The sequence below is a fragment of the Agathobaculum sp. Marseille-P7918 genome, from assembly GCF_900625105.1.
GTDB lineage: Bacteria > Bacillota > Clostridia > Oscillospirales > Butyricicoccaceae > Agathobaculum.
This window is the reverse complement of the sequence record NZ_UYYD01000001.1, coordinates 125704-137466: the sequence shown is the minus strand read 5'-3', so window position 1 is coordinate 137466 and position 11763 is coordinate 125704. Positions and strand designations below refer to the sequence as shown.

Below are 11763 nucleotides of genomic sequence, written 5' to 3'. Positions count from 1 at the left end.
TAAAAGGTGCAAGAAGGCCATACCGACTTGCGCCGGCATGGCCCCTTTTCCTATATTTACTTAATGCCTAAAATACGGGCTGCATTCAAAACGGTCAGCACCGTGAGCAAGACATCTGCCGCAACGGCCTGCCACATATAGGCAACGCCCACCAACGTCAGCAGCGCCAAAACGATTTTGATCAAGATCACAACAACCATGTTCTGCAGCGCAATGCTGTGCGTCCGGCGGCAAATCCGCAACGTATCGCTCAGACGCGTCAGATCATTGCTCATCACGAGCACATTGGTCGCCGACGCCGACTGCTGCGAACCAGCGACACCCATTGCGACACCGACATCCGCCATTTTGAGTTCTTCGATGTCATTGACGCCGTCGCCAACATAAGCTGCCGTACCGTCTGTCGGAATGGTGCGCATCAGGAATTCCATTTTGGATGCCTTCTCTTCCGGCTGCAAGCCGAAATGCACCGTATCGATGCCGATGGCTTCCGCCGCCTGATGCGTGGGCAACTCGGTATCACCAGTCAGGATGACCGTGCGCAGAACGCCCTGATTTTTCAGTTCCTTGATCGCGTCCGACGCTTCCGCGCGAACGGTATCTTCCAGCACGATCGCACCTGCATAATCGCCTTCGTACGCGACATATACCACCGTGCCGCGGATATCCGGTACGCCCTTCACACCACGGGAGATCATCAACCTGCGGTTACCGGCCAGCAGATTGCGGTTTCCAATTCTTGCCCGCACGCCGCGGCCGGGGAACTCTTCAAACTCGCTGATCTTCTGGGGCACGCCCTGATAGGCCGCAACCACCGCACGGGCAACCGGATGCTGAGACAGCTGCTCGGCAGCCGCCGCCAATGCAAGGCAGCTCTCCTGATTGAAGTCCTGCGTGCCATGAATTTCCTTGACGCGCAGATTGCCTTCGGTCAGCGTACCCGTCTTGTCAAACACCACCATGCGCAGTTCTGCCATTTTCTCAATGGCCTCACTGCCCTTGACATGGATACCCTTTTGCATCAATCGTCCGCCGCCGCACAGGAAGCACAGCGGTACCGAAATCATCAGTGCGGTCGGGCAGCAAACCACCAAAATGGTCAGCGCGCGATACACCCAGTTGGACATCGACGTACCGGAATTAAACAGCGGCGGGATCACAGACAACAGCACCGCCAGCACAATGATCACCGGAATCACGCGCGCCGCGCCCTGCACTACACTGTTCTCCAGCGCTGCTTTTCGATCTTTGCCTTCTTCCTGCACGCGCAGGATCTGATTTACCGCACAGTCATCAAACCGGGCTGCTGCACGAAGCAGCAGCAGCGAGCCGTTATACAGGCTGCCGGCCAGCACCTTTGCGTTTTTGACAACCGGAACCGGTTCATTTTCACCGGTCAGAACCGTGTCATCCACCGTGCCTTCGCCACGAAGGACAACACCGTCGATCGGGATACGCTCTCCCGAACGAACCAGAATGAAATCGCCGATTTTGATTTCACTGGGAGCGACCTGACGCTCCTCGCCCTGCATATTGACCACAGATGCGCGGTCCGGAATGAAATCCGTCTGCTGCGTGAGCGATTTATGGGTGGAGCTGAGCACCAAATCGCTGACAATTTTGCCGACCCCATGCAAAATCAGCACTACGCTGGCTTCCGCGTGATTACCCAGCAGAAACGCGCCGAGCGATGCAATAAAAATCAGCAGATATTCGTCAAAATACTTGCCATGGGTAAAATGATATGCAACCTTCGTCAGAATCGGCAAAACCGTAATCAAATACGCGATCAGATAAAATACGACACCGACGCCGGTCTGCCGCAGGAAAACGCCAAAGATCAGGAAAATAGCAGCAATGGCCAAACGAACCAGCGTAAAGCGCATATCCATCGGTGTCATCGCCTGATACGGCACTTCTCCGCCGGAAGCGCCCCGCTTGGCGTTTTCACGGCGCAGACGTGTCTGTTCACGCCGGCGCATCCGCGCATGGTATTGCGCACGCTCAATCAGCGTCATGCCTTCGGTTTCATCCGCGCCGCTCGGCTTCACCGTCAAAGCCGTTTCCGAAATCGGCGGCAGTTCGGTTTCGTCCTCTTCTTCCGCCTCTGCCGGTTCCGTCTCGAGCACTACTTGAGACGCAGCATCTTCGGCCGTATCTTCCGGTTCCCCTTCCTGCTCCGCAGTCTGCTCGGGTACCGCTTCCGCCGAGGGCACCTCTTCGGTTTGCTCCGGCATGGTTTGCGGCGCTGCCTCTTCCAAAGGCTGCTCTTCCGTCGTTTCTTCGGTGACGGCTTCCGGCTGTTCAGCCTGCACCGGCTGCGCTTGCGCCACACTGTTTTCCAAACCGGACAACAGATTATTGAGCAGTTCCGTCGGAGAAGGCAGTTCGGTTTCCTGCACCGGAGCAGCCGAATCCGCAGCAGGCGTCTCAGTCACCGAACCGTTTTGTTCCAGCCGCTGATCCTCTTCCGGCTGTCCCGCAAGGCGGTTATTCATATCACTCATTCATCTATCCCTCCTGCACATGTGCGATTCCCTGCGCTAAAATCACTTGGATATGGTCATCGCAAAGCGCATAATACACTGTTTTTCCGCTTTTCCTGCTTTTCACCAGACGGGCCTGCTTCAAAAACCGCAGCTGATGCGAGATCGCCGACTGGCTCATCCCCAACAGCGAGGCAATATCGCATACGCACAATTCGTCTGCAACCAGCGCAGTCAAAATACGCAAACGCGTTTTATCGGAAAAAGCCTTAAAAAAATCCGAAGCCGCAGAGGTGATCTCATCCCCCGGCATAGCTGCACGCGCATGCGACACGGCATCGGTATGAATGACATGCTCTTCGCAGCATTCCACTTCCTCATTGATACGCGTATCAGCCAACCGGATCCCTCCCGCAACACACAATTATCTATTAAATTATAGTATCATCGAATGTCTCTCCTGTCAAGAATACATCAAAATGCGGCAAACAGGAGTTTTTCCGCGCTGCCGCTTGCTTTGCAGCAGAAAAAAGCGGGTATCACATGGATACCCGCTTGACGCGTCAAAGAATGATGCAGATCAGTCCGCCCGCGCTTTCGTTGATGATTTTTTCCAGTGTTTCCCGGATTTTACCCCGCGCATCATCCGGCATGCGGCTGAGTTTGTGAGACAGCTCTTCCCGCACCAGCTCATTGAGGGATTTGCCGAAAATATTTGTATCCCAAATCTTTTCCGGCTGCTCCTCAAATTCGCTAAGCAGATAATGCACCAGCTCCTCCGACTGCTTTTCCGTGCCTACGATCGGATTGACCTCTGCCTTGATGTTGGCACGCATGAGATGAATGGACGGCGCCGACGCACGCAAGCGAACACCGTACCGGCCGCCCTGTCGGACAATTTCCGGCGCTTCCAGCGTCAGTTCATCCACCGACGGCATGACAATGCCATAACCGGTCTGATAAACCTGATCCAGCGCACCGCGCAGCCGTTCATATTTCTTTTTCACCTCTGCGAAATCGCTGAGCACAGAGATCAGATCTGCCGCGTCCTGCACACGAATATTGGTCTGATCGCCGACGATCTCGTAAAACACCCGTTCCGGAATTTCGATCCGGATACTGGCCTTTCCGTTACCCAACGCCATCTGATCGATATCCACGCGCCCGACATATTCGTTTTGTCCGATCTTCTCGCAGATACTGCGGATGTCCCGCATTTTTTCTCCGCCCTGCGCCGAAGTGCGAACGGATTGGAAAATGCTTTGACGGACTGCATGCTGCGCCGGCAAGGCGCTGATGTACCGTGGCAAAACGAAGGCAATTTCACACACTGGAAACTCATACAGAACCCGCTGCATGATGAACGCAATGTCGTTTTCATCCAGTTCCATGCAGTTGACGGCAAGCGGTTCGATCTGATACTGGGTGCGTAGCGTCTCGCACACCGCCTTGGCGCGCTCTCCATCCGGTTCCGCGGAATTGACCAACACCAAAAACGGTTTGCCCAACGCCCGCAGTTCTTCGATCACGCGCTGTTCCGCCGGAACATAGTTTTCCCGCGGGATCTCTGTGAAGCTGCCGTCGGTCGTCACCACAAGGCCGATTGTGGAATGCTCGCCGATGACTTTGTGTGTACCCGTTTCCGCCGCTTCAGCCAGAGTCATCGGCTCTTCGCGCCATGGCGTGGAAACCATGCGCGGCATATCGTCCTCCATGCCGCCCAATGCACCATCCACCAGATAACCAACGCAATCCACCAAACGCACGCGGCACATACCGCCGTCCGGCAGGGCGATCTCCGCTGCTTCCTCCGGCACGAATTTGGGTTCCGCCGTCATGATGGTCTTGCCCGCGCCCGATTGCGGCAGTTCATCGCGCGCCCGCTCCCGCTTATACACGTTATCCATGCCGGGCAGCACCATGGTTTCCATAAACCGCTTGATAAACGTTGACTTACCGGTGCGCACCGGTCCCACCACACCGATATAGATATCGCCGCCGGTGCGCGCGCTGATCTGATTGTAAATTTGATGATCCAAGATTCCCCCGCCTTTCATACCTGAATCGGTATCAGCAATACCGTATGGGAAACACAGGTGGCATCCGCTGGAAGATCGTTTGCCTGCCGGATCTCATCCATCGTCGTGCCGCAGTCTTTGGCAATTTCCCATAACTGTTGTTCCTGCTCAATGTAGCGAAGCAGCAGCGTTGCATCCGCCGTTTTTTGCTGTGCCTCTCCGGCTTCCAGCGATTTGATGTGGCGAAATGCGACCCGCTCTTCTGCTGACGCCATGCCTGACGCCGTCATGTTCAGCAAAATCCCGGTTTCCCCGGCAGCCGATGCGCGCACCGCCAGTGTGATATCCGAAACTTCTCCCGTCGCAATGCACGACATGCTAAGCGGCACCAACCGTTCCAACATATATAGCTGCTGCTCATCGCTCAAATAGAGGATGCGCACGGCAGCCGTCATCTGGATCTCGCCTTCTTTGCTGCGTTTTGCGCCGCAGCAAACCGCTTCCGCTGCCACGATATGCGCCGCATGCTGCGCGGTGGGCAGTGTTTCCGTGGCATCGGCGGTAAACGGTACGCAGGGCGGCGTGGAATGCAGGAGCGTTTTTTCTTCACTTAACCGCAGCGTCTGTCCCGGTAAATAGAGATCCTTGATGCAGCACAGGGATCTGGTGCGCCGGACGGTAATCAGCGCGGTTACCGATACGGTATACGAAAGCAAACCGTCCTGTTCCAAGCGGCAGTCGATTTCCCGCACCGCCAGCTGTGCAGCGACAGTATCCTGCTCCTCCACTTCCGGCAGCTCGAGGATCTGCGTAAACGGCGTCGTATTGGATAACACCCGCACCGCATCGTCTTCCTGCAGCACAAGGCACTGCACCTCAGCTTCCCCTTTCAGGACGATCTTTCCCCGCATGGCGCGGCACTCGGACGTGCGCAACATGCATTTGGCATGCAGAAGCGCTGCGTCGTCCGCTTCCTGCATGGTGACATCATCCAAAATTGTGATCGGATAGGCGCGCGCCTGCTCGGTCAGCGTCACCGTCTGCATTTCACTGAGCAGTTGCACCTGCTTTTCCTGTGTGCCCTCGGTAATTTCACACTGAGTTTGGCAATATCCTTCCATCGAAAAGCAAAGCTGTACCTTCACATTTACCTTGCGGCTGTTGACGGCAACCACATCGACCGTCGCCACCCGGCAATCCACGATGTTTACAGTTTCCGCATCGATTCCCTCGCACTCTTCAATGTGCGCAAAACTGACCGGCACCGTCAGCCGGCGCAGTCCATCCCCTTTTTCCGGCTCATACAAAACAACAACCTGTACCATGCCGGAAGCCAGCAGCCGGCCGCTCTGCGGCGATTGGTCGCGTACCGCAGCGGTGCCATACGCGCAAACAATCCTCCCGATATCCGGAAACGTGTCTGGTACAATCGAATCTGCCGTTTCGCTGCATGTCGATATTCGCGCGAGTCGCTTGTCATAATATTGGATGCTTGTTTGGTTTAGTTCCATTGATGCTGTCTCCTCCTTTTCGCTGCGCTCCTGTATAACGATATGTCCACCCAAAAGAAAATATGAGAAGTACCAGCAATTCCTCATGCAAAGAACACGGGATCATGGTATACTGAGAATACCAAACAGACAAGGATGTGATCCGCATGGACAACTTTACTTTAATAAATGGCGTTGTCATCCCGGCCGTCGGCTTCGGCACCTATCTCACCAGCGAGCGGGACGACGGAACTGTGGCAGCTGCGCTTGAGGCCGGATACCGGCATTTTGATACCGCCTCCTTCTACGGCACGGAGCAGGCGCTCGGCGACGCGCTCCAATCCTCCCATGTGCCGCGCAGCGAACTGTTCTTGACCAGCAAACTGTGGAAAACCGAAATGGGATATGATGGCGCGCTGGCGGCATTTGAACGTTCACTGCAAAAGCTTCATACCGACTATCTGGATCTGTATCTGATCCATTGGCCCCGCACGGATGATCTGTCCGCCGAATGGCGGCAGCTGGACCACGATACCTGGCGTGCGCTCGAAGATCTTTACCGCGCCGGACGCGTCCGCGCCATCGGCGTGAGCAATTTCCTGCCGCATCATCTGAGAAACCTGATGGAAAGCGCGGACATCATGCCTATGGTCAATCAGATCGAATTCCATCCCGGTTACCCGCAAACCTACACGGTAGAGTTTTGCCGCAAAAACAATATTTTGCCGGAAGCATGGAGTCCACTCGGCCGCCAGCGCGTTCTGCAGGATGCGCGTCTGGCTGAGATCGCGGCAAACTACCACAAATCGGTCGCACAGCTTTGCGTCCGGTTCGCGCTGCAATGCGGCGTGCTTCCGCTGCCAAAATCCTCTTCCCCGGAACGGATGGCCGCAAATCTGGATGTTTTCGACTTCTGCATCTCGGATGAGGATATGGATCGCATTCTCACTCTGCCGCAATTCGGCTGGTCCGGTCTGCATCCGGACTATCCCAAAGCGGATTCATGAAAAAAGCGGGGCGTCAACGCCCCGCTTTTTCGTATATAGAAATGAAATAAAAAACAGCACTTTATCATAAGATAAAGTGCTGTTTTTGTGGCGGAGAAGGTGGGATTCGAACCCACGTGACGTGTTACCGTCAACTCGATTTCGAGTCGAGCTCGTTATGACCACTTCGATACTTCTCCATGACAGCGCCTGTCTTACAGGCGCTTGATTATTATACCATGCAAAGCAAAGAAAAACAAGCCTTTTTTCAAATTCAATGCTATCTTTTTTATCGCACCAAAAATGCGTCCGGCAGATATCGTCCCTCCGGATTTTTGGACAAGGTGGTCGGGCTGGTGATTTCCCGTCCGCTGTACACCATGACCGAGGACGAACCGCCATCCAGCATCGATGCCTGATACGCGCCGTATTTTTCCATAATATCCGCGCATTTTTCGATCGAAATACCGAAAGAATGGAACTGGCGACCATCGACGACCAGCATCATGACCGTTCCGTCCTCCGCCTGACCGATCGCAGTGCGCGGCTGCTGCTCATTCAAGCCGGTGCCGGCAACCAAATTTTCTCCGTTGATGATGAGCGCCGGATGGAACTCCACCGCATCGCGCAGATTGGAAGTATCGTTGAACGCGCCGATCTGCAAATGGTCATCCTCGTCAAAGCCGATGATTTTCCAGGTGTCCCCTACGGCATTCTGTAATTTCACGCCTTCGCTCTTGAGGAAACCGTACGGCAGGCCACCGGTACCGTTTCCTTCATAATCCGCAAAGCCCGACGCATTGATACCCAGGATCGCATCATACTTACGCACCATGTCCGAAACATAAGAACCATAGGAAAACAGGCCTTCACAAGTCCCAACAAAAATATTTTCCGGTTTTTTGCAGAGCGCGATCTTGCCCGCATATTCCATACCGAGAGAGTCCTCGCCGACAATTTCCGCGATCATGATGCCGTGTTCCGCGTTGATGGCCAAAACGGTATCTCCCTGCTTGGTCACAATGCCGGTGTTGTAATTCTTTTGCGTCGCGTCCCCAATCAAATCGATATTGATATGCTCATACCCATTGGCTATGTAATCCGGATTGTCCCGGAGGAAAGCCTCAAAGCTATCCCGGTCCAACTCGGAAAACGTCTGATAAAACTGCTCTTCCGGCGTGGATGCAGTGCGGTCTTCATCATCTACATTGCCCCACGCGCTGACCACGCCTTCTTGTTTCTGGTTGAGCAAATACCGCTTGGTCATCACTTCTTCAATGATATCGCCCGGAATGAACCAGGTGGCAAGCCATTGATGCGTCATGGTGCCCATCGCCGTTTCGATATACCACTCCCGCCACCGCGTGATGAACTCGTTCGGAGTATACAGCAAAAAGGGGTAAACCACGGTCAGGCATATCATAAAAAAGCAGGTGAGCCCAAGGGCAAAGCGGTGTCGTGCGCCGTTCATTGTCGTTTACTCCTTTTCCCGTTCCGTATTTTTCTATCAAAAGGATGTTTTTAACTCTGTTTATTTTGCGCGACGGCGTCTGCGACGTGCAGCAGGCTTTTTGGCTGGCTCCGCAGGAGCCGCTGCTTTTTTCTGTGCGCGTGCCGCGAGACCGGCTTCCACCTTTTTGCGAATGCGCGCTGCCGCTTCCTCGCTCAGCGCATAGGCGCGCGAAGGCGTATGTGCATCCACACGCGGCTCATTCTTTTCATAACGCGCGTACGGATCATTGCGGCGGCCTCTTCCGCGCGAAGCCGCACCCGTTTTCCGCGCGCGGGGCGCAGACGCCTTGGCACGCTGCTCGTTCTGAATCTCCGCTGCTTTTTCCTTGCGGGACGGACGCTTGGCCGCCGCATTTCTGCGCGCCTTCTGCTTTGCAGCCTTTTCTCTGGCCACATCCGCCGCGACCTCTTCCGCCGAAGCATTCTCCGAAACCGGCTTGCGGCGCGTACGCACGTTGGTGGTCTTGCGCTGCCCGCTGTCCCGTCCTGTGTGTTCTTTCTCTTTTTCCACATGCGGGATTTCCCCTGCCAGCGGAATGCGCTTGCCGATCAGCTTTTCAATATCCGCCAAATACGGACGCTCGGACTGATCGCAGAAAGAAATAGCAGTACCTTCCTGTCCCGCGCGGCCCGTCCGGCCGATACGATGGACATAGGTTTCCGGAATATTGGGCAGATCAAAGTTAATGACCAGCGGCAATTCGTTGATGTCAATGCCGCGTGCGGCGATGTCGGTCGCAACAAGGACAGCAATCTTACATTCCTTAAAATCCTCCAGTGCGCGCTGCCGCTGATTCTGGCTTTTGTCGCCGTGGATGGACTTTGCCTTGATGCCTGCGCGGTTCAGATCGCGGGCAACGCGGTCCGCACCGTGTTTGGTTCGTGTAAACACCAAAGTCTGGTGCACATTGCTTTGACGAATGAGGTCAACCAACAGTTCCCGCTTTTCCGCTTTTTCCACCAGGAAAACCTTCTGCTCGATCTTTTCCACCGGCTTTGCCGACGGCGTGATCGAAATGCGCGCCGGATTGGTCAGCAGGCTGTCCGCCAACGCGGCGATCTCATTCGGGATGGTCGCGGAAAACAGCAGGGTCTGCCGCTTGGACGGCAGATACTTAATGATCCGCTTGACATCAGGGAAAAAGCCCATATCCAGCATGCGGTCCGCCTCATCGAGCACAAAGCATTCCACTTTATTGAGCTTGACAATCCCCTGTCCCATCAGGTCCCAAAGGCGGCCGGGCGTGGCGATCAGGATATCCGCGCCGCGTGCGATCGCTTCCACCTGCGGCACCTGAGACACGCCGCCGAAAATAACCGCTGCGGTGCACGGCGTATAGCGCGCATACTGGCAGACATTTTCATAAATCTGCAGCGCCAGTTCGCGCGTCGGCGTCAGGATCAGCGCGCGGATCGTACCGGCCTTTCCGCTTTCCCGATCCAGCCGCTGAATGATCGGCACCGAAAACGCACAGGTCTTGCCTGTGCCGGTCTGTGCGCAGCCCATCAGATCGTGTCCCGCCAGCACCGGCGGAATCGCCTTTTGCTGAATCGGCGTCGGTTCCTCATACCCCGCCTCGCGCAGCGCCTTGAGTATACTTCTTTCAATCTTCAAATCACTAAATTTCATAACCGTACTTCGTTTCCTTTTCAAAACTGGTGCATTTCAGCAAATCTCGCTTGCCCGATTGCACAATCATGTGTTATACTGTTTTACAGTTGTCTCCGTTTAACTGAAAATAGCTATGAGGTGAAATTTTTGCTCGATATCCTATCTCATGTTTTGCCGGAAGCGTTTTTCGATGTATTAAAGACCATTCCGCTTTTACTTGTGGTATATGCTCTTCTATATTATATCGAAAACCGCCTGACCAATACACCGGCACTGCTTTCCCGCGCAGCGCAATTCGGTCCGGTTGTCGGCGCGCTCGCCGGAACCATCCCGCAGTGCGGCTTTTCCGCCGCCGCGGCTGCGCTTTTCTCTGCCGGGTATTTGGCGCCTGCCACCTTGGTTGCCGTCTTTCTGGCTACCTCGGATGAAGCCGTTCCCGTCATGCTGGCGGGCGGCGCCAGTGTACCGCAAGTGGTCTGGCTGCTGGTGATCAAGTTTGCCATCGCCGTCATCGGTGGATACATCCTGCGCTATACCGTATTCCGCAGCCACCGCCCGAACAGCGACGAAGAACTGGAAATTGAAATGTCCGCCTGCGACTGCAGCGCCGGTTCCCCGGTTTGGAGCGTGGTCTGGCATACGCTGAAAACCGCGTTCTTCCTGTTTGCCGTTCTGTTCATTCTCAACACGGTCGTTCATATCATCGGTGAAGAGGTGTTGGCGTCCCTTCTGCTTTCCGACAGCATTTTCCAGCCGCTGCTGTGCGCCATCCTGGGTTTGATCCCCAGCTGTGCGATGAGCGTGCTGCTGAGCGAACTGTTTGTCGGCGGCACCATCAGCTTCGGCGCGTTGATCGCCGGCCTTTCGACCGGCGCAGGCTTCGGCTACATCGTGCTGTTCGAAGAAAAAGAAGGCCGTCGCCGTGCGCTTCCCGTCATTGCAGCTACTTTTGCTGTCGCCGTGATCGGCGGTACGCTTGTGCAGGTGTTGATCGGCTGATACAAGGACTCTCTACGGTCTTCCCTTACGGGAAGGCCGTTTTTTTATCCCAGTTCGTGCAGCAGCTCCAGCGCGCTGTGCGCCCACGCCATATCGATCTTGGAAAAATCACCACCGGGTGTATACAGATAGGTTTCCACGTCCTCCCGCAGTCGCTGATACACCGTACCGGGCATGGCAGCATACTGCTCTGCGCCGTCAGACAACACCGCCACAAAACGGAAATCGCCCGTGCGCTCATCCAGCTCGTGAAACAGCAGTTCCACAACGTCCAGATCATGGGTCAGCTGCGAAAACAGCAGCAGCTTCATAATCTCCACCGCGCGATCATCCAATCCCTTTTCCAGAATGTTGATCTTTTCGCGGAATGCGTTCAGGCTGTCCACAATGCGCAGCGTGTACCCGGACAGCGGATCAAACTGCGCTTTGGGAGCTTCCCCTTCCTCCGGCCACAGCCAGACCATGAACTGGTTAGCCATATCGTGATACAGACAGGGATGCACCACCAACGCCGTCTCGCCGCAATTGGGGCATTTGACGCGGAAACAGGACAAATCCTGCACCTGTGCCCTGAGTTCCGGGCTCCGGTCAATATTGATATGATCAAGCACCTTATGGTCGGTTTCGGCCTGACAGTGCGGACAAGTGATAAGCATGTTT

The 11763-nt window shown here is 55.1% G+C and carries 9 protein-coding genes and 1 tRNA gene; 2 read left to right on the top strand and 8 right to left on the bottom strand.

Features of this window, described 5'->3' with window-relative positions; all coding sequences use genetic code 11:
* Nucleotides 1-56: 56 nt before the first annotated feature.
* From EJL02_RS00600 to EJL02_RS00585, 4 genes are all read right to left on the bottom strand, one after another.
* Nucleotides 57-2507, bottom strand: a complete 2451-nt coding sequence (locus EJL02_RS00600) for a heavy metal translocating P-type ATPase (protein WP_125114482.1) — start codon at nt 2505-2507, stop codon at nt 57-59.
* A gap of 4 nt (nt 2508-2511) precedes the next feature.
* Entirely contained in the window at nt 2512-2886 is a 375-nt protein-coding gene (locus EJL02_RS00595; protein WP_243114366.1) for an ArsR/SmtB family transcription factor, read from the bottom strand.
* Between the two features lie 163 nt (nt 2887-3049).
* Nucleotides 3050-4525: a stage IV sporulation protein A gene (gene spoIVA / locus EJL02_RS00590; RefSeq protein ID WP_125114481.1), complete on the bottom strand. Its 1476-nt coding sequence runs from the start codon at nt 4523-4525 to the stop codon at nt 3050-3052.
* Between the two features lie 14 nt (nt 4526-4539).
* Nucleotides 4540-6015, bottom strand: coding sequence for a DUF3794 domain-containing protein (locus EJL02_RS00585; RefSeq protein ID WP_164510214.1), 1476 nt, complete (start codon nt 6013-6015; stop codon nt 4540-4542).
* 146 nt (nt 6016-6161) lie between these two features.
* On the opposite strand from EJL02_RS00585, the gene EJL02_RS00580 reads away from it, so the two are divergent.
* Entirely contained in the window at nt 6162-7001 is an 840-nt protein-coding gene (locus tag EJL02_RS00580) for an aldo/keto reductase (protein WP_125114479.1), read from the top strand.
* 88 nt (nt 7002-7089) lie between these two features.
* On the opposite strand, the gene EJL02_RS00575 is transcribed toward EJL02_RS00580, so the two are convergent.
* The 3 genes from EJL02_RS00575 to EJL02_RS00565 all read right to left on the bottom strand — a co-directional run bounded on the left by EJL02_RS00575 (nt 7090) and on the right by EJL02_RS00565 (nt 10122).
* Nucleotides 7090-7180, bottom strand: a tRNA-Ser gene (locus EJL02_RS00575).
* 89 nt (nt 7181-7269) lie between these two features.
* Complete coding sequence (locus EJL02_RS00570; RefSeq protein WP_125114478.1) at nt 7270-8451, bottom strand: phosphodiester glycosidase family protein; 1182 nt, start codon at nt 8449-8451, stop codon at nt 7270-7272.
* Between the two features lie 60 nt (nt 8452-8511).
* Nucleotides 8512-10122 (bottom strand): DEAD/DEAH box helicase, encoded by a 1611-nt coding sequence (locus EJL02_RS00565; protein ID WP_125114477.1) that lies wholly within the window; start codon nt 10120-10122, stop codon nt 8512-8514.
* A gap of 129 nt (nt 10123-10251) precedes the next feature.
* Here EJL02_RS00565 and EJL02_RS00560 point away from each other — a divergent pair, with 129 nt between their 5' ends.
* Nucleotides 10252-11103: a putative manganese transporter gene (locus EJL02_RS00560; protein ID WP_125114476.1), complete on the top strand. Its 852-nt coding sequence runs from the start codon at nt 10252-10254 to the stop codon at nt 11101-11103.
* Between the two features lie 44 nt (nt 11104-11147).
* On the opposite strand, the gene EJL02_RS00555 is transcribed toward EJL02_RS00560, so the two are convergent.
* Nucleotides 11148-11759: a CpXC domain-containing protein gene (locus EJL02_RS00555; protein WP_125114475.1), complete on the bottom strand. Its 612-nt coding sequence runs from the start codon at nt 11757-11759 to the stop codon at nt 11148-11150.
* Between the last annotated feature and the right edge of the window lie 4 nt (nt 11760-11763).